Origin of the sequence: Serratia sp. PAMC26656 (genome assembly GCF_016469055.2) — a bacterium.
Taxonomy (GTDB): Bacteria; Pseudomonadota; Gammaproteobacteria; order Enterobacterales; family Enterobacteriaceae; genus Serratia; species Serratia plymuthica.
The window spans coordinates 5588161-5607211 of the sequence record NZ_CP150486.1; the positions used below are offsets into that span (position 1 = coordinate 5588161).

Below are 19051 nucleotides of genomic sequence, written 5' to 3' on the forward strand. Positions count from 1 at the left end.
TGATGTCAGTTTGTACGCCTTAAGCTTAACCCTTCGCGGTCATTGGGCAAAATAAGCCGGCACCACGTTACGGTCGGTCACGTGCACCGTTTTGATTCCCAGCGCCTGTGCGGCGGCGACGTTATCCGGGTGATCGTCGAAGAACACTGCGGCTTCCGGCGGCGTATTTTCGGCGTTGAGTACGTGCAGATAGATGTTGGCGTCCGGTTTGCGCATGCCGATGTCCTGAGACAGATACAGATGATCGGCGGCCTCGGCCACTTCCGGATAATGCTGCGGCCAGTAGTTGCAATGCAGACGATTGGTGTTCGACAACACCACCACCCGGTGACCTTCGCTGCGCAGGCGCTTCATGATATCGATCACCTCCGGACGCAGGGCGACAAACACCGCCTGCCAGCCGGTAGCGAACTGCTCAAAACTGAGGGCGATACCCATTTCATCACTTAGCTGTTCGGCAAAATCTTCGTCGCTGATTTCACCGCGCTCATGCTGCTGGAACAACTCACCCAGAGTGAAACGCTCGGACAATACCGCCAGCGGCGTGCCACTCAAATTGCTCCATACACCCAGTACACGTTTGAAATCGATATCGACAATCACATTACCTAAATCAAAGATATACAGCATAGTCCTCTCCTGATGGGCCGGTGAGATTTCACTGTAGCGGGAAAAGGGGGGGCTGAACAGAGAGCAGGCGGAAAAGCGCATAGCGCGCGGCAGAAATAGGGAAAGGCAGAGGAAAAAACTCAGGGCGCAGAACGCGCCCTAAGCATTGCAGACTAAGTCAGCGATTAAGCGTCTTTAGGACCGCGGCTTGCACGCTTACGATCGTTTTCCGTCAGGTGACGTTTACGAATACGTACGGACGTTGGCGTTACTTCTACCAGTTCGTCATCATCGATGAATTCCAGAGCTTGCTCCAGAGACATCTTGATAGCCGGAACCAGAGTAGTGGCTTCGTCAGTACCGGAAGCACGCATGTTGGTCAGCTTCTTACCGGTCAGGCAGTTTACGGTCAGGTCGTTGGAACGTGAGTGAATACCGATGATCTGGCCTTCATACACTTCCGCACCGTGGCCCAGGAACAGCTTGCCGCGATCTTGCAGACCGAACAGGGCGAATGCTACCGCTTTACCCTGGCCGTTAGAGATCAGCACGCCGTTCTGACGCTGGCCGATTTCGCCCTGGCGTACATCGTCGTAGTGGCTGAAGGTGGAGTACAGCAGACCGGTACCGGAAGTCATGGTCATGAACTCGGTACGGAAGCCGATCAGGCCACGCGCAGGGATCAGGTAATCCAGGCGAATACGACCTTTGCCGTCTGGGATCATGTCCTTAACGTCACCTTTGCGCTCACCCATGGCTTGCATGACTGAACCCTGGTGCTGTTCTTCGATATCCAGCGTCACGTTCTCGAATGGCTCTTGCATGCGGCCATCGATTTTACGGTTGATAACTTTAGGACGGGAAACCGCCAGCTCGAAACCTTCACGACGCATGTTTTCGATCAGAACCGACAGGTGAAGTTCACCACGGCCCGATACGCGGAATGCGTCAGCATCTTCGGTTTCTTCAACGCGCAGTGCCACATTGTGCACCAGCTCTTTGTTCAGACGGTCGAGGATCTGACGTGAAGTCACGTACTTGCCTTCTTTACCACAGAACGGAGAGGTGTTGACGTTGAAGTACATGGTTACGGTCGGTTCATCAACAGACAGTGCCGGCAGCGCTTCAACGGCGTTGGTGTCGCAGATGGTGTCAGAGATGTTCAACTCGCCCAGACCGGTGATAGCGATAATGTCGCCAGCTTCAGCCACGGTAGCTTCGATACGCTCCAGACCCATGTGGGTCAGAACTTTAGCCACTTTACCGTTACGGGTTTTGCCTTCGCTATCAATGATAGTGATCTGCTGGTTAGGTTTAACCTTACCGCGCTTGATACGGCCGATACCGATAACGCCAACGTAGTTGTTGTAGTCCAGCTGAGAGATCTGCATCTGGAACGGCGCTTCGAGCTCAACCTGCGGCGCAGACACGTGGTCTACGATCGCCTGATACAGCGGGGTCATGTCTTCCGCCATCTCGTTGTGGTCGGTGCCCGCGATACCCATCAATGCAGAAGCATAGATGATTGGGAAGTCGAGTTGCTCATCGGTCGCGTCGAGGTTAACGAACAGGTCGAAGACCTGATCAACAACCCAGTCAGGACGCGCGCCCGGACGGTCAACCTTGTTGATTACCACGATCGGCTTCAGACCATTAGCGAAGGCTTTTTTGGTCACGAAGCGGGTTTGCGGCATTGGGCCATCCATTGCATCCACAACCAGCAGCACCGAGTCAACCATTGACATCACACGCTCAACCTCGCCGCCGAAGTCGGCGTGTCCTGGGGTATCCACGATGTTGATGCGGTAGTCTTTCCAATTAATGGCGGTGTTTTTTGCGAGGATGGTAATCCCACGCTCTTTCTCCAAATCGTTGGAGTCCATTACGCGTTCGGTGGCTTCTACACGCTCTCCGAAAGTACCGGATTGTTGCAGCAGCTTATCAACCAGGGTGGTTTTACCATGGTCAACGTGGGCAATAATGGCGATGTTACGCAAATTTTCGATCACAGCTTTGCCTCAGGCATTAGAAATAGCGCGCTATTGTACACGTATTAAGCGAGGTACTAAACAAGATCACAACAGTCTCTTATAAACAACTGTGTACAGGTCAGTTTGTGATCCCTTTCACGGTGCAAAAAGCAGCAGTTGGTGCACTTTTGCACCATTACGGTGCCCCACGCCACGTTATTTGCACCATATAAGTGCAATGCGTCACTGATGGTGCATACTGATTCTGTGCAAAACCCGCGCAGGAAGGCGATTAAAGCGCTTTTGCAAAGTTGGCACAGTTTTCGCTTTAGTCTATTCAAGGCAAAAACAGCCAGTTCCACAGATTCGTTCCACGACGACGACAATAATAAATCCGGGAGAGTTAAGTATGTCCGCTGAACACGTTTTGACGATGCTGAATGAGCATGAAGTGAAATTCGTAGACCTGCGTTTCACTGACACCAAGGGTAAAGAGCAACACGTCACCATCCCTGCTCATCAGGTGAATGCCGACTTCTTCGAAGAAGGTAAAATGTTTGACGGCTCCTCGATCGGCGGCTGGAAAGGCATCAACGAATCTGACATGGTGCTGATGCCAGACGCCAGCACTGCGGTGCTGGATCCGTTCTTCGAAGAATCCACCCTGATTATTCGCTGCGACATTCTCGAGCCAGGCACCATGCAGGGCTACGACCGTGACCCGCGCTCCATCTCCAAGCGTGCAGAAGACTTCCTGCGCTCTTCCGGCATCGCGGATACCGTGCTGTTCGGGCCAGAGCCTGAGTTCTTCCTGTTCGACGATATTCGTTTCGGCAGCAGCATCCGTGGTTCTCACGTGGCTATCGACGATATCGAAGGCGCATGGAACTCCGGCACCAAATACGATGGCGGCAACAAAGGCCACCGTCCGGCAGTAAAAGGCGGTTACTTCCCGGTTCCTCCGGTCGATTCTTCACAAGACATCCGTTCTACCATGTGCCTGACCATGGAAGAAATGGGTCTGGTGGTCGAAGCGCACCACCACGAAGTGGCAACCGCAGGTCAGAACGAAGTGGCAACCCGCTTCAACACCATGACCAAGAAAGCCGACGAAATCCAAATCTACAAATACGTGGTTCACAACGTGGCCCACGCATTTGGCAAAACCGCGACCTTCATGCCGAAACCTATGTACGGTGATAACGGCTCAGGTATGCACTGCCACATGTCACTGTCCAAGAACGGCACTAACCTGTTCGCTGGCGACAAATACGGCGGCCTGTCTGAAACTGCCCTGTTCTACATCGGCGGTATCATCAAGCACGCTAAAGCGATCAATGCCCTGGCCAACCCGACCACCAACTCTTACAAGCGTCTGGTCCCAGGCTACGAAGCGCCGGTCATGCTGGCTTACTCAGCCCGCAACCGTTCCGCTTCCATCCGTATCCCAGTGGTTGCCAGCCCGAAAGCGCGCCGTATAGAAGCCCGTTTCCCGGATCCAGCGGCTAACCCATACCTGTGCTTCGCGGCTCTGCTGATGGCAGGCCTGGATGGCGTGATTAACAAAATCCACCCTGGCGATGCCATGGACAAAAACCTGTATGACCTGCCACCGGAAGAAGAAGCTGAAATTCCAAAAGTTGCAGGCTCTCTGGACGAAGCGCTGGCTGCACTGAGCGAAGACCGCGAGTTCCTGACCCGTGGCGGCGTATTCACCGACGACGCAATCGACGCTTACATCGACCTGCGTAAAGAAGAAATGGACCGCGTTCGCATGACGCCACACCCGGTTGAGTTCGAACTGTACTACAGCGTTTAAGCCTTTACCGCGCCATCTGCGGATGGCGCACCAAATTTTATTTGTCGTTTTTTTGTTGCCGTGGAAACTTTCAGCCCATCTTCGGATGGGTTTTTTTCTCCACCGTATTTTCTGCAACACTATTCCATACCGCTCGCATCACGGATGGAGTAGCATAGATGCACTAAAAAGGTGCAGGAGTCTGCTGTATGGCAACTGGCAAGCTGCCCGATGCTGGGCAGATCCTCAATTCTCTCATCAACAGCATCCTGCTGTTGGATGATGATCTGGCGGTTCATTACGCCAATCCGGCAGCACAACAACTGCTGGCGCAAAGTTCCCGTAAACTTTTCGGTACACCGCTACCCGAGCTGCTCGGCTATTTCTCGCTGAACGTCGATCTGATGCGTGAGAGCCTGCGAGCCGGCCAGGGCTTTACCGATAGCGAAGTGACCCTGGTGGTTGACGGCCGTGCGCATATCCTCTCCCTGACCGCTCAGGCGCTGCCTGAAGGCTTTATTCTGGTTGAGCTGGCGCCAATGGATAACCAACGCCGTTTGAGCCAGGAACAATTGCAACACGCCCAGCAGGTGGCGGCCCGCGATCTGGTCCGCGGCCTAGCACATGAAATCAAAAATCCGCTTGGCGGCCTGCGCGGCGCGGCACAATTGCTGGCCAAGGCACTTCCTGATCCGGCGCTGACCGAATACACCAAAGTGATCATTGAACAGGCCGATCGCCTGCGCAACCTGGTCGATCGCCTGCTGGGGCCTCAGCGGCCCGGCCAGCACATTACCCAGAGCATTCATCAGGTGGCGGAACGAGTATGTCAACTGGTGTCGCTGGAGAAACCGGACAACGTGACGCTGGTGCGCGACTATGACCCCAGCCTGCCGGAAATGGCGCACGACCCGGACCAGATCGAACAGGTATTACTGAACATTACCCGCAATGCCCTGCAGGCGCTGGGCGCTGAAGGTGGCACTATCACGCTGCGCACCCGCACCGCGTTCCAGATCACTCTGCACGGCACTCGCTACCGATTGGCGGCACGCATCGATATAGAAGATGACGGCCCCGGCGTACCGGCGCAGTTACAGGACACCCTGTTCTACCCGATGGTCAGCGGCCGCGAAGGCGGTACCGGCCTGGGTTTATCCATCGCCCGTAATCTTATCGATCAGCATTGCGGAAAAATTGAATTTAACAGTTGGCCAGGGCATACCGAATTCTCGGTTTACCTGCCTATTCGCCAGTGAGGTTTTCTATGCAACGAGGGATAGTCTGGATCGTCGATGACGATAGCTCCATCCGCTGGGTGCTTGAACGCGCGCTCACTGGAGCGGGTGTGAGCTGCGCCACCTTCGACAGTGGCAATGCAGTGCTGGAAGCATTGGCCACGCAAACTCCCGACGTGTTGCTGTCTGACATCCGCATGCCGGGTATGGATGGTTTAGCGTTACTCAAACAGATTAAGCAGCGCCATCCTATGCTGCCGGTCATCATAATGACCGCGCATTCGGATCTGGACGCCGCCGTCAGCGCCTATCAGCAAGGGGCGTTCGATTACCTGCCCAAGCCGTTTGATATCGACGAAGCGGTGGCGCTGGTCGAACGCGCCATCAGCCATTATCAGGAACAACAGCAGCCGGCGCGTAGCCAGCCGGCCAACGATCCGGCGGCGGACATCATCGGCGAAGCGCCGGCGATGCAGGATGTGTTTCGCATCATCGGCCGCCTGTCGCGCTCGTCGATCAGCGTGCTGATCAACGGCGAATCGGGGACTGGCAAAGAGTTGGTGGCCCATGCCTTGCATCGCCACAGCCCGCGAGCCAAATCGCCGTTTATCGCGCTGAACATGGCGGCGATCCCCAAAGACCTGATCGAATCCGAACTGTTCGGCCATGAGAAAGGTGCCTTTACCGGTGCCAATCAGATCCGCCAGGGCCGTTTTGAACAGGCCGACGGCGGCACGCTGTTCCTGGACGAAATCGGCGATATGCCGCTGGACGTTCAAACCCGCTTACTGCGCGTGCTGGCAGACGGTCAATTCTACCGGGTCGGCGGTTATGCGCCGGTGAAGGTGGACGTGCGTATCATCGCCGCCACGCACCAAAACCTGGAGCTGCGGGTACAGGAAGGCAAATTCCGCGAGGACTTGTTCCACCGCCTGAACGTGATCCGCGTGCACCTGCCGCCGCTGCGCGAGCGCCGGGAGGATATCCCGCGCCTGGCGCGCTACTTCCTGCAGGTAGCGGCAAAAGAGCTGGGCGTTGAAGCGAAGAATCTGCATCCGGAAACCGAAACCGCGCTGACCCGCCTGCCATGGCCAGGGAACGTGCGCCAGTTGGAAAATACCTGTCGCTGGTTAACCGTGATGGCCGCCGGACAGGAAGTGTTAATCCAGGATCTGCCGAGCGAACTGTTTGAAACCTCCGTACCGGAAGCCGCCGGCCACAGCCTGCCGGACAGTTGGGCTACGCTGCTGGCGCAGTGGGCCGATCGCGCCCTGCGTTCCGGTCATCAAAACCTGCTGTCGGAAGCACAACCGGAGATGGAGCGTACGCTGCTCACTACCGCGCTGCGTCACACCCAGGGGCATAAGCAAGAAGCCGCCCGGCTGCTGGGCTGGGGCCGCAATACCTTAACGCGGAAATTGAAAGAGTTGGGAATGGAATAGTTTGCGTAATTGATTATAAAAAACACAATCAAGCGCACAAAAAAACGGCTATTTCAGGCTTTACAGCCTGCATGGTCGCAGTATGATCGGGTCGCACACTCTGGAGGCTCAGGATGTTGGACTCATTCATCGTATTTATTTCCCAAAGCGCAGAGCTTGGCTCTTCCGCCAGCCACACACCGCAGGCAGCCGTTGCTGCGGTGCTGTGCGCAGCACTGATTAATTTCTTCAGTTGAAAAAACGGCCGCATCAGCGGCCGTTTTTTTATGCATCAAATCACCCGCGAGAACTGCTGAGTGCGCGCCTGCTGACGCAGATAGAGATCAAAGCACATGCAAATATTGCGGATCAGCAAACGACCGCGCGGGGTTACGCGAATTCCCTGTTCATCACGCTCCACCAGCCCATCGCGTTCAAACGGCGCAAGCAACTGCAGGTCTTCGGCAAAGTAAGCAGCGAAGTCGATGGCGAACTGCTGTTCTATCGCGCGATAATCCAACTGGAAATTGCAGATCAGCGTTTTAATCACTTCACGTCGCAGGCAATCGTCTTCCGTCATCGTCAAGCCGCGCCACAGCGCATTGCCCTGAGCCTCAACGCTGCTGTAATAGGTCTTCAGCTCTTTCTGGTTCTGCGCATAGCTGTCGCCTAACATGCTGATGGCGGAAACGCCCAATCCCAACAGATCGCTGTCGCCCTGGGTGGTGTAGCCCTGGAAATTGCGGTGCAGTTTGCCTTCGCGCTGGGCTACCGCCAGCTCATCGTCCGGGCGAGCAAAGTGATCCATGCCGATAAACTGATAACCGGACTCGGTCAGGGAAGCGATGGTCTGTTGCAGGATATCCAGTTTCTGCTGTGCGCTTGGCAAGTCGGCATCCTTGATCTTGCGCTGTGCGGCGAACAGACTCGGCAAATGCGCATAGTTGAACACGCTTAGGCGGTCCGGGCTTAGCTCCGCCACCCGCTCCAGGGTGAAAGCAAAACTCTCCGGCGTCTGTTTTGGCAGCCCGTAAATAAGATCGATATTGGTGGAGTTAAATCCCAGCGCCTTCGCGCGGGCAATCAGGGCAAAGATAAACTCTTCATCCTGCTCACGATTAACCAGCCGCTGAACCTCTTTATTGAAGTCCTGCACCCCCATGCTCAGGCGGTTGAAACCTTCGCTGCGTAAATGATCGAGTACGTCCAGTTCAATTTCACGCGGATCAACCTCGATCGACATTTCCACATCGGGCAAGAAATCAAAGTGTTGCCGTAGCATCGCCGTCAATCTGCTGATTTGCGACTTACTTAGGTAGGTGGGCGTGCCACCGCCCCAGTGCATCTGGCCAACCTTACGCCCGGCAAACAGCGGGGCACGCTCGGCGATTTCACGTGCCAGCACCGCCAGATACTCATCAGCCTTGTGGGTCTGACGCGTCACCAGCTTGTTGCAACCGCAGAAATAACAGAGTTTATGGCAGAACGGAATATGTACGTACAGTGACAACGGACGTTCAGGATAACGCGCCGCGGCGCGTTGAAACGCCGCTTCGTCGTAGCCCTGGTTAAACTCCAGCGCCGTGGGGTATGAGGTGTAACGCGGCCCTGAATAGTTATATTTCTGGATCAGGGCCAGATCCCAGACGATTGCCTGCTCTGACATGCTCACTCCTTCCGATATTTTTTCCTACCGGGCCGGGAAATGGGCAGTTGTCTACGCTGTCTGGCCGCGGAAGCGCTGCGAAAACGCGTTTTACGTTTAGACAGCCGCCATAGTTTACCGAATAACCACAGCAGATAACACATCAAGAGTAGGGCTATTACCAGGATCGGCCACATTGCACGTTAAAATACGTCTTTCGGGTTACCGCTTTTCAGCAGTTTCAGGATGTCTTCCTGCTTTTCTTCTTTTTCATCGTCTTCGTCGTCGCCCAGCTCAATGCCCAATTGCTCCATCAGCGCATCGATGCGATCCAGCGTCTGGTCAACGTAAGCCTGGTCTTCGGCGTTCAGCGTCGCGCCGTCGTCGATACGATCCAGCAGCGCATCCAAACGCTCATCATTTTCCAGTTTCGCCAGCTCTTCTTCCGGCGACAGGCGTGGTTTGGCTTCGGCCTTCGGCTTAGGCTGCGGTTTGGCTTTTGGTTTAGCTTCAGCCACCAGCGCTACCGGCACTTTGCTGCCAATACGCGGATCTTTGACCTGTGCCCCGGCCTTGTTTTTCTGATTAGCAGACTCAACCTGGGTGCGAGAACCGGAAGCGAGACCACGGCGTTTTTTCAGGCGCTTGCGTTCACGGGCTTCCTGATCGAGCTCCACACGGCTTTTCTTTTTTGATTTCGACGTCGCCGCGCTGCTGCGTGGGGCGCGAGGTGCTTTTGATGGCTGGTTCATAGCGTACGCTCTTAGGTATGTAGATTCAGTATAGAGATGCTATACGATTGCGGCGGAATCTAGCAGAAAGCGGACAAAGAAAAAAGGCGGCAGGTTAAACCTGCCGCCTATTTCTCACCCTCTTTCGAAGGATATTCCTGCCACGCGCTCCATGCGCACACTCAACATCCTGGTTTTTCCCTCTGCTATAAACGCATTCCCTGCTACTACGTCCTTCATCCTGAAAGGGAAATCGTCCGTGGCGCAATCCGTTCGCATCCGCTCTCCCTGAGCGCGCTTCCTGCGGGCATCCTAATTGCAATAACTTCACCATCCTTGTGCTGTTCACACATTCGGGTGCAAACAAGGCATTCCTGCTGGGGTCATCCTGGCACTCATTGCACTTCCCGTGCGCTCCCTGAGATTTGTCACCCTTCCCGGATGTTCCTTACTCCTGCACAGCCTTGTGCTGCGATCTACTTTACGCGATCAAGGGTGACGCTCAAGGTATCTGCCGTGGAATGCCAATCCTCAATAACACAGAAAATTTTAACTTTTTGTTTTTTAAAAAAAAGAATAAAAGTCACTTTCGAATAAAGCGACATTACCCACTATTCGAATGGCAAATGTCTCACACGCTCAAGGCGACGTGGCTGCCACGCCCTGCTGGCCCGGCGCTTAAAAACAGAGAAACACACCATTTTTGCCGCTGATGCAGTTATAATCGCCAACCAGTTAGCCATCCTCGCGGAGACGAAAAATTTTGACCAGCAAGAATTACAATTATCATGTGACCCATTTCGTCACCAGTGCGCCCGATATTCGCCATCTGCCGGGGGATGAAGGTATTGAAGTTGCGTTCGCCGGTCGTTCCAATGCCGGTAAATCCAGCGCGTTAAATACCCTGACCAATCAGAAAGGCCTGGCACGTACCAGTAAAACGCCGGGCCGTACCCAGCTCATCAACCTGTTTGAAGTGGAAGAGGGCATTCGCCTGGTCGACCTGCCAGGTTATGGCTATGCCGAAGTTCCTGAAGAGATGAAACGCAAGTGGCAGCGGGCGCTGGGCGAATACCTGCAGATGCGCAACTGTCTGAAAGGCCTGGTGGTGCTGATGGATATCCGCCACCCGCTGAAAGATCTCGACCAGCAGATGATTCAATGGGCAGTGGATGTCGGCACGCCGGTGCTGGTTCTGCTGACCAAAGCGGACAAACTGGCCTCCGGCGCGCGTAAAGCGCAGCTCAATATGGTGCGTGAAGCGGTAGTGCCGTTTATGGGCGATATCCAGGTAGAAGCCTTCTCCTCACCGAAAAAAATCGGTGTCGACAAGCTGAGTCAGAAGCTGAATACCTGGTTTAACGAGATCCCGCCGGAAGTTCTGCCGGAAGACGACGACGCCGCCGGCGAGTAATCTGCCGCAGGTGCCGAGATAGCCGATGTGGAAACACATCGGTTTTTTTATGCCCAATTTTCAAAGCCTTTGGCGTTTTCGTTATCTAATTACAGTTTTGACAAAAACCCATCATAAATTCTTATGATGACTTATTGGCAACGGCAGAGTTAGCGGGCAATAACAGAAGATCGTCAGGGAGAAAAACGGGGGAGGAATAGGAAAAAATTATGGCTTGGCGTTGTTTTTACAATAAAAAACGCCCCAGTCAATACTGACTGGGGCGGCTAAATATTCAGCCAAATCCGATTACGTGAAGTAAAAGGTCTGAAAGATAGAACATCTTACCTCTGTACCCTACGCCTGTAACTCTACATGATTTTTTCGCAGTGCAAAAGAATTTTTTGTAGTTTACTTACACAACTTAGCGCGTAATAACGGCGAGGTTGGGGAAACAATCGCCGCATCTTGTAGCTAAATTACGAAAAGTGCTTAGGTTATCACCAGTTAGCGCCTCAGCGAGGGATTAACGGGTGAGCAGCCGCATTATCAATGGGCTTCATCCCAGTTAGCCCCCACGCCGACGTCCACTTTCAGCGGTACCGCCAACGTCATGCTGTTCTCCATCAATTCGCGGATGCGCTGGCTGGACGCTTCAATCACTGACTCATGCACCTCGAACACCAGTTCATCGTGCACCTGCATGATCATGCGCACCAATGGCTCATCCTGACTTTGCAACCAGGCGTCTACCTCAATCATCGCACGCTTGATGATATCGGCAGCCGTTCCCTGCATCGGGGCATTGATCGCCGCACGTTCGGCGGCCTTGCGACGCATGCCATTACTGGAACTGACGTCCGGCAGATAGAGGCGACGACCATCCAGCGTGCTGACATAACCCTGTTCGGCAGCCTGCTGGCGGGTGCGCTCCATATACTCCAGCACGCCCGGGTAACGCTCGAAGTAAAGATCCATATAGCGCTGCGCTTCGCCGCGCGGGATCCCCAACTGACGTGCCAGGCCGAATGCGCTCATGCCATAAATCAGGCCAAAGTTAATTGCCTTGGCGCTGCGACGCTGCTCATTCGTCACCTTGTCGAGCGGCAGGCCAAACACCTCGGCGGCGGTAGCCCGGTGGATGTCTTTACCGGCCGCAAAAGCCTTCAGTAACCCTTCGTCCTGCGACAGGTGGGCCATGATGCGCAGTTCAATCTGCGAATAGTCGGCCGCGACGATGCGGTAGCCTTCAGGGGCAATAAATGCCTGCCGAATACGGCGTCCTTCGTCGTTACGCACCGGAATATTCTGCAGGTTAGGATCGCTGGAGGAGAGGCGTCCGGTGGCAGTCACCGCCTGATGGTAGGAGGTGTGTACCCGCCCGCTGAACGGGTTAATCATCAACGGCAGCTTATCGGTGTAGGTGGTTTTCAGCTTCGCCAGCCCACGGTATTCCAGAATCACCTTCGGTAACGGATAATCCAACGCCAACTCGGCCAACACTTCTTCGTTGGTCGATGGTGCGCCACCAGGGGTTTTCTTCAGGACCGGCAGCTTTTGCTTTTCGTACAAGATCGCCTGCAGTTGTTTGGTCGACGCCAGATTGAACGGCTCTTCCGCCAGTTCATGCGCCTGAATTTCCAGTTCGGCCAGGCGCTTGGTCAACTCGATGGAGTGGGCGGCCAAAATACTTTGGTCAATCAGCACCCCGGTGCGCTCGATATGCGACAGTACCGGCAGCAGCGGCATTTCAATCTCATTGAACACCGTCAGCAGCTCGGCGCTTTCTTTCAACTGCGGCCACATCGCCAAATGCAGTTGCAGCGTGACATCGGCATCTTCAGCCGCGTAAGGCGCCGCCTGCTCCAGCGCAATCTGGTTGAAGGTGAGCTGTTTTTTGCCCTTACCGGCGATCTCTTCAAAAGTAACGGTTTTATGGCCGAGATAGCGATCGGACAGACTGTCCATGTCGTGGCGACCGCCCACGCTGTCCAACACATAGGACTCCAGCATGGTGTCGAAGGCAATGCCGCGCAGAGTGATGTCGTAACGCGCCAACAAGCCCATATCAAACTTCAGGTTCTGACCGACCTTCAGCGCCTTCTCGTCTTCCAGCAACGGTTTCAGCGTTTCCAGCACATAAGCGCGATCCAACTGCGTCGGCGCATCGAGATAGTCATGCGCCACCGGCAAATAAGCGGCTTCGCCCGGCGCAATGGCAAAGGACAGGCCGATCAGGTTGGCGGTCAGGGTATCCAGACCGTCGGTTTCGGTATCGAAGGCAAATACTTCGGCGTTTTTCAGCTTCTTGAGCCAATCAGCGAAGGTCTTCTCATCCAATATGGTGACGTAGCCTTCTTGCGACAGCGTCGCTTCCGCAGCAACTTTTGGGGTGTCTGCGACAACGCCGGCAGGTTTCGCCGCACTGGCCGCTTTCGCGCCGGTGCCTTTTTTGCCTTCCAGCCAGATGCCGGCTTCAACATCCGCCAGCCAACGTTTGAATTCGTACTGTTTGAACAACTGTTGCAGCGTGTCAACGTCCAGCGGAGAGACTTCAAGTTCTGCGCAGGAAAGATCCAGCTCGACATCGGTTTTAATCGTCGCCAGCTTATAGGAGAGGTACGCCACCTCTTTGTTCTGTTCCAGCTTGGCTGCCATAGTCTTGGCGCCACGGAAGTTGAGCGTGGCGATGTTGTCCAGGTTGGCATAGAGTGCATCCAGCCCACCAAGCCCCTGTAGCAGCGCCTGCGCGGTTTTCTCACCCACTCCGGGCACACCTGGGATGTTATCCGAGGAGTCGCCCATCAGCGCCAGGAAGTCGATAATCAGCGCCGGCGGAATGCCGTACTTATCGCACACTTCTTGCGGACCAAGAATGGTGTTATTCATGGTGTTGATCAGCGTCACGTTCGGTGTGACCAACTGCGCCATATCTTTATCGCCCGTGCTGATCAACACCGCATGACCGGCCTTTTCGGCTTCCAGAGCCAGCGTGCCGATAACGTCATCCGCTTCTACGCCAGGCGTGACCAAAAGCGGAAGGCCCATGGCCTTGACCATTTTGTGCAGTGGCTCGATTTGAGCGCGCAGATCGTCCGGCATCGGTGGCCGATGTGATTTGTACTCTGCGAACAGCTCATCACGGAAGGTTTTCCCTTTGGCATCAAACACCACCGCAACATGGCTCGGCTGGTACTGCAACAGCAGGCTGCGCAGCATATTCAGTACGCCGTACATTGCTCCGGTCGGTTCGCCCGCGGAATTGGTCAGCGGAGGGAAGGCGTGATAAGCGCGGTAGAGGTAAGAGGAACCGTCAACCAGGATTAATGGGTTTTCTGCAATCTGGGCCATAGCGTTTCTTTATCGTGATCGGACATAACGGTAAGCATGCCATAGCTGGCCGCCTGAGACGAACCTTAGCGTGCATTGCGGATGAAAATGATGTGACTATGCGAAGCGATCCGCAAGATCCTACCTGTGGATAACTTTGTGCATAGAAAAGACAACAGATTATAACGATGCATTTATCGTTATAATTGAAAATAAAATTCCTATTGAAATCACAGTGTTAAATGGTGTTATTTTGAAGAAAGGTATTTATCGACTTTTACACAATTTGTGGATATAACTTGCGCTCGATTTTAATCGCACTATTAATCAAATTTGGCAACTCAATTACCCTAGCACAAGATGAGCAAGTTGCACGAAAACGCAGCAAATGATTATTTATTCATCTATAAAAACTGTTGCTGTAAGTGAGCGCTTTCTCCCCATATTTTCTGTTAAAATATTTTTTTGTTCATGCATATCGGCATGTAACGCTGTTCCCAATGACCATCAGCCCATAATCATGCCTAGACTGCTATCCCCTGTTATTTTTATATTTTCGGCCCTGCTTGCCATTTTGGTGACCATGTTGTGTTCGATCCCCATCACATTGGCCGGTATCGTTAAGCTATTGATCCCCAATCCTGTCATCTGGCGACAGACCTCCGCCTTTGCCGATTTTATGATGTGGTGCTGGTGTCAGGGATTGTCGCTGTTATTGCGCATTAACTGGCAGCTACGTTGGGATATTGAAGGGCTGGAAGGGCTGGGCCGTAAAAATTGGTATCTGCTTATCAGCAATCACGAAAGCTGGTCGGATATTGTCGTGCTGTGCGTGCTGCTCCGTAACCATATTCCCATGAATAAATACTTTCTCAAGCAACAGTTAGCCTGGGTGCCTTTTGTCGGCCTCGCCTGTTGGGCGTTGGATATGCCATTTATGAAGCGCTATTCACGCGCCTATATGCTCAAACATCCGGAAAAACGCGGTAGGGATATCGAAGCCACACGCCGCTCCTGCGAAAAATTCCGAAAACGTCCGACCACTATCGTCAATTTTGTGGAGGGTTCCCGCTTTACTGAAGCCAAGAAAATTAAAACCCACTCCCCCTATCGCAATTTACTGACCCCAAAGGCCGCCGGCATTGCTTTTACGCTCAGTGCATTAGGCAAGCAGTTCGATAAAGTGTTAAATGTCACCCTGCTTTATCCGGAGAATAGCGAACGGCCTTTTAGGGATATGCTGTGCGGCCGATTAAAGCGCATTGTGGTAAGAATCGAGCTGCTGCCGATCGATGAAACCCTGCATGGCGATTACTTTAACGACAAGCTCTTTAAACGGCGTTTCCAACTGTGGCTGAATACGCTATGGCAGGAAAAAGACAGGCTGTTGGATAAGTTAAAGCGGCAATACAGTTAAAAAAACGCCGGCTGAGCCGGCGTTTTTCACTTTAAATCTCAGTTATTTCTGCTGGCTGAGGAATTTAACCACGTCGGCGAATTGCTTCACGTAAGCATCCATCGAGCTGGTGTCCAGGCCATCATTTTTAACCATAAACTTACCGTTCACAAATACTGCCGGAACACCGCGCAGCTGCAGATCTTCCGCAGCTTTCTCCTGTTGAACCACCAGGGATTTCACCACAAAGCTGTTCCAGGCCGCATCATAGTCTTCCGCACTCACACCGGCTTTGACAAACACGTTACGGATATCATCAGGGGTTTGCACGGTCTGAGTTTTTTGTACGGCTTCAAACATCAGCGGGCTCACTTTATCTTCCACACCCAGCGCCATAGCAACCGCCCAGGCCTGAGTCAGCTGTTTACCCAGCGGCCCCAGAAACTCAACGTGGTATTTGGTCATTTTGGTGCCTGCAGGCAGCGCTTTTTTCACGTTCTCGGAAACGTGGTAAACCTGCTCGAACTGATAGCAGTGCGGGCAATAGAAGGAAAAGAACTCCAGCACCTGAGGTTCACCGGTCACAGGTTTGTCCAGAGTTACATACTGAGAACCATCGCTAAACTGCGCAGCAGAGGCACTGAATGCCATTACCATGCCAACGAGCGCCAACCATATTTTCTTCATAAGACTAAACTCTCCATTGTGTTAAAGCTTCAATACATTGGCATCAGCTGCAGAGGAGGTTCCTGCAACAGCTTAACCTGTTCAGTGAATGCCGCGGTCTGAGATAACCAGAAATCAGACTCCGCCATCCACGGAAAACTTTTAGGAAATGCGGGATCCTGCCAACGGCGAGCTACCCATGCCAAGTAGTACACCATTCGCATGGCACGCAAAGGTTCGATCAACGCCAACTCACTCTGATCAAACTCAGCAAACTCTGAGTAAGCCTCCAGCAAAACATCCAGCTGCATCAGGCGATCACGGCGCTCACCGTGCAACAACATCCACAGATCCTGTACCGCCGGCCCATTACGCGCATCGTCAAGATCGACAAACAGTGGACCATCGCGCCACAGGATATTGCCCGGGTGGCAGTCACCGTGCAAACGCCGTGGCTGCCAGTCCAGATGCCAATGGTGTTTTATCGCCTCAATCAGAGCGTCCGTCGCGTTCAGGAAGCTGTCACGCTGTGCCTTGGGCAACAGTTTGCAGCCAGCCAGCACTTCACGCGGCGCGGTGAGATATTCTTCAATCCCCATTGTAGGACGCTCCACAAACAGGCTTTCACTGCCCACCTGATGAATACGCCCCAGGAAACGGCCAACCCACTCCAGTTGATCGAGATTGTCTATCTCATACTGTCGCCCGCCAACGCTGGGAAATACGGTAAAAAAGAAACCGCTGTGCGTATGTAGCGTATTGCCCTGCAGGGCCAGTGGCGCAACTGCAGGGATCTCCGCCAGGGCAAGATCCTCGGAGAACTGGTGTTCTTCAATAATTTGCGCCGCACTCCAACGTTCGGGGCGGTAAAACTTCACCACGTAGCGCTTACGATCTTCGTCCATAAACTGGTAGACGCGGTTTTCATAACTGTTCAGCGCCGTTAGCCCGGAATCTACACGCAGGCCAACCCCTTCCAGCGCGTCCATAATCAGGTCGGGCGACAGGGTTTGAAAATTAAAAGCGGAGTTGTTCATAACAACATTCAGTTTCATTGGGTGACAGCACCGTGCCGGGAATGAGAAATAGTAGCATTAATGACAAATTTCACGAGCACTGGTTCACCGTACCGCACAAATGCTAATCCTTTATAACGCCACGGGCGCGCAGCAAGGCCGTTTTAAAGTCTTCTTCGTAATCCTTTTTTAGCCCTGGGATCTGTTCCGTGCCGGCGCTGCCGCGCATTTTCAGATGGTAGATAAGAATATCATCACTCAGTTCAGCCAAATCACCCTGAAAACCGGCTTCTTGCGCCAGCTTTTGCAAAAACTGAATCAGGTTGAGATCAGGATCTTCCTGCCAGGCCGGGTGTAACAGCTCAATCAGCTCGTTTACGCGGTGCGTTTTCATCGCAATACCGTCCAATAGAATAAATAAGCACACAAAGTAACAGGCTTACCAACGCAGTGAAAGAAGCAGCTTGTCAATAAAGGTAAATCCTGATGCCGCACCGGCTTTAGCGCTACAATCAGGACGTTAGCCACAATGCAGGATGATAAATATGCACGAGGACATTACCGGCATTATTCTGGCCGGGGGACGCGCCACGCGAATGGGCGGGGAAGATAAAGGCTTGGTTCAGGTTGCCGGAATACCGTTGTATCAGCACGTGCTTGCCCGATTGCAACCGCAGGTGGGCCAGATTGCCATCAGCGCCAACCGCAATCAGGCCCGTTATCAGGAAAGCGGCCTGCCGACGATCGGCGATCTGACCACTGACTTTTCCGGTCCGCTGGCCGGTATATTGGCCGGGCTGAGATATGCCGCCACTGAATGGGTGGCCTTTGTTCCCTGCGATGTGCCCGATTTTCCCACCACGTTGGTCGAACAACTCTGGCAGCAAAAAGGCCGCTCACTGGCCGCCTATGCCAGCGATGGAGAACGAGCCCACCCAACTCTGGCACTGTTGCATATCAGCCTGGCGCCCCAGTTAGCAGGCTATCTGGCTAGAGGGGATCGCAAGCTAATGCTGTTTCTGGACGCAGCAGGCGCGCGCCAGGTAACGTTCTCTGGTCAGCAAGCCGCATTCCACAACCTTAATACGCGAGAAGACTGCCTGCGCTGGCAGCAGGAAAAAGGATTCCCCCATGAATAACCCCCACCCTCCTTTGCTGGGCATTGCTGCCTATAGCGGTACAGGTAAAACCACGCTGCTTAAGCAGCTAATACCGTTATTGAGACAGCGGGAAATCCGCGTAGGGCTGATTAAACATACGCATCATGATATGGATGTAGATACGCCAGGCAAAGACAGTTATGAATTACGTAAGGCAGGCGCCGATCAAACATTGGTCGCCAGCGATCGCCGCTGGGCACTGATGACAGAAACACCGGAGCAATTGCCGCTTAATCTGCACTATCTGGCCAGCCGATTTGATCGTGACAAAGTGGATGTGATTTTAGTGGAAGGATTTAAACACGAGCCGGTGAGTAAGATCATTCTGTATCGTGAAAATATAGGCAGGCCGCTGGAGGATATGCTGGATAAGTTTGTCATTGCGGTAGCCTGCGATCGGTCTGTTGCAGGGGTTAAATCCCTGGATATTAACCAGCCTGAGGCAATAGCTGAGTTTATCGTCGAGTGGTTGAAAGGCGCAGCGTAGCTGCGTCCGATATTTCCTGACCGCAAAGCAAAAAGCCCCATGCTTTCGCATGAGGCTTTCGACTTGGTTTGATGCCTGGCAGTGTCCTACTCTCGCATGGGGAGACCCCACACTACCATCGGCGCTACGGCGTTTCACTTCTGAGTTCGGCATGGGGTCAGGTGGGACCACCGCGCTATTGCCGCCAGGCA

The 19051-nt window shown here is 53.6% G+C and carries 16 protein-coding genes and 1 rRNA gene; 8 read left to right on the forward strand and 9 right to left on the reverse strand.

Annotated features, from left to right (window positions below; translation table 11 throughout):
• Nucleotides 1-39 precede the first annotated feature (39 nt).
• The gene (gene yihX / locus JEM67_RS27160) at nucleotides 40-630 is read right to left on the reverse strand and encodes a glucose-1-phosphatase (RefSeq protein ID WP_013815045.1); all 591 of its coding nucleotides are present in this window, start codon (nucleotides 628-630) and stop codon (nucleotides 40-42) included.
• Nucleotides 631-794: 164 nt separating this feature from the next.
• Complete coding sequence (gene typA / locus JEM67_RS27165) at nucleotides 795-2618, reverse strand: ribosome-dependent GTPase TypA (RefSeq protein WP_013815046.1); 1824 nt, start codon at nucleotides 2616-2618, stop codon at nucleotides 795-797.
• 370 nt (nucleotides 2619-2988) lie between these two features.
• Between typA and glnA the strand changes: the two genes are divergently transcribed.
• From glnA to JEM67_RS27185, 4 genes are all read left to right on the forward strand, one after another.
• Entirely contained in the window at nucleotides 2989-4398 is a 1410-nt protein-coding gene (gene glnA / locus JEM67_RS27170; protein ID WP_013815047.1) for a glutamate--ammonia ligase, read from the forward strand.
• A gap of 188 nt (nucleotides 4399-4586) precedes the next feature.
• A complete protein-coding gene (gene glnL / locus JEM67_RS27175) occupies nucleotides 4587-5636 on the forward strand; it encodes a nitrogen regulation protein NR(II) (protein ID WP_013815048.1) in 1050 nt (349 codons plus the stop codon).
• Nucleotides 5637-5644: 8 nt separating this feature from the next.
• Entirely contained in the window at nucleotides 5645-7057 is a 1413-nt protein-coding gene (gene glnG / locus JEM67_RS27180; RefSeq protein ID WP_004953434.1) for a nitrogen regulation protein NR(I), read from the forward strand.
• A gap of 113 nt (nucleotides 7058-7170) precedes the next feature.
• Nucleotides 7171-7293 carry a YshB family small membrane protein gene (locus JEM67_RS27185; RefSeq protein ID WP_013815049.1) on the forward strand — a complete coding sequence of 41 codons (123 nt, stop codon included), beginning with the start codon at nucleotides 7171-7173 and terminating at the stop codon, nucleotides 7291-7293.
• Nucleotides 7294-7328: 35 nt separating this feature from the next.
• Here the strand turns inward: JEM67_RS27185 and hemN are convergent, their stop codons facing one another.
• On the reverse strand, nucleotides 7329-8702 hold the full coding sequence (gene hemN / locus JEM67_RS27190; protein WP_199637531.1) for an oxygen-independent coproporphyrinogen III oxidase: 1374 nt from the start codon (nucleotides 8700-8702) through the stop codon (nucleotides 7329-7331).
• Nucleotides 8703-8884: 182 nt separating this feature from the next.
• Nucleotides 8885-9433, reverse strand: a complete 549-nt coding sequence (yihI, locus tag JEM67_RS27195; protein ID WP_013815051.1) for a Der GTPase-activating protein YihI — start codon at nucleotides 9431-9433, stop codon at nucleotides 8885-8887.
• Nucleotides 9434-10175: 742 nt separating this feature from the next.
• Between yihI and yihA the strand changes: the two genes are divergently transcribed.
• Nucleotides 10176-10826, forward strand: coding sequence for a ribosome biogenesis GTP-binding protein YihA/YsxC (gene yihA / locus JEM67_RS27200; protein ID WP_013815052.1), 651 nt, complete (start codon nucleotides 10176-10178; stop codon nucleotides 10824-10826).
• 528 nt (nucleotides 10827-11354) lie between these two features.
• Here the strand turns inward: yihA and polA are convergent.
• Entirely contained in the window at nucleotides 11355-14156 is a 2802-nt protein-coding gene (gene polA / locus JEM67_RS27205; RefSeq protein ID WP_199637530.1) for a DNA polymerase I, read from the reverse strand.
• Nucleotides 14157-14655: 499 nt separating this feature from the next.
• On the opposite strand from polA, the gene JEM67_RS27210 reads away from it, so the two are divergent.
• Nucleotides 14656-15552: an acyltransferase gene (locus JEM67_RS27210; RefSeq protein ID WP_199637633.1), complete on the forward strand. Its 897-nt coding sequence runs from the start codon at nucleotides 14656-14658 to the stop codon at nucleotides 15550-15552.
• 42 nt (nucleotides 15553-15594) lie between these two features.
• Here the strand turns inward: JEM67_RS27210 and dsbA are convergent, their stop codons facing one another.
• The 3 genes from dsbA to JEM67_RS27225 all read right to left on the reverse strand — a co-directional run bounded on the left by dsbA (nucleotide 15595) and on the right by JEM67_RS27225 (nucleotide 17607).
• Complete coding sequence (gene dsbA / locus JEM67_RS27215; RefSeq protein ID WP_004953465.1) at nucleotides 15595-16218, reverse strand: thiol:disulfide interchange protein DsbA; 624 nt, start codon at nucleotides 16216-16218, stop codon at nucleotides 15595-15597.
• A gap of 29 nt (nucleotides 16219-16247) precedes the next feature.
• Nucleotides 16248-17234, reverse strand: a complete 987-nt coding sequence (locus JEM67_RS27220) for a serine/threonine protein kinase (RefSeq protein ID WP_199637528.1) — start codon at nucleotides 17232-17234, stop codon at nucleotides 16248-16250.
• A gap of 103 nt (nucleotides 17235-17337) precedes the next feature.
• Nucleotides 17338-17607, reverse strand: a complete 270-nt coding sequence (locus tag JEM67_RS27225; RefSeq protein WP_004953469.1) for a YihD family protein — start codon at nucleotides 17605-17607, stop codon at nucleotides 17338-17340.
• Between the two features lie 151 nt (nucleotides 17608-17758).
• Between JEM67_RS27225 and mobA the strand changes: the two genes are divergently transcribed.
• Nucleotides 17759-18352, forward strand: a complete 594-nt coding sequence (gene mobA, locus JEM67_RS27230; RefSeq protein WP_199637526.1) for a molybdenum cofactor guanylyltransferase MobA — start codon at nucleotides 17759-17761, stop codon at nucleotides 18350-18352.
• Entirely contained in the window at nucleotides 18345-18860 is a 516-nt protein-coding gene (gene mobB / locus JEM67_RS27235; protein WP_013815057.1) for a molybdopterin-guanine dinucleotide biosynthesis protein MobB, read from the forward strand. Before mobA ends, mobB begins: the two co-directional genes overlap by 8 nt.
• Nucleotides 18861-18933: 73 nt before the next feature.
• Here the strand turns inward: mobB and rrf are convergent.
• Nucleotides 18934-19049: ribosomal RNA gene (gene rrf, locus JEM67_RS27240) — 5S ribosomal RNA — on the reverse strand.
• Between the last annotated feature and the right edge of the window lie 2 nt (nucleotides 19050-19051).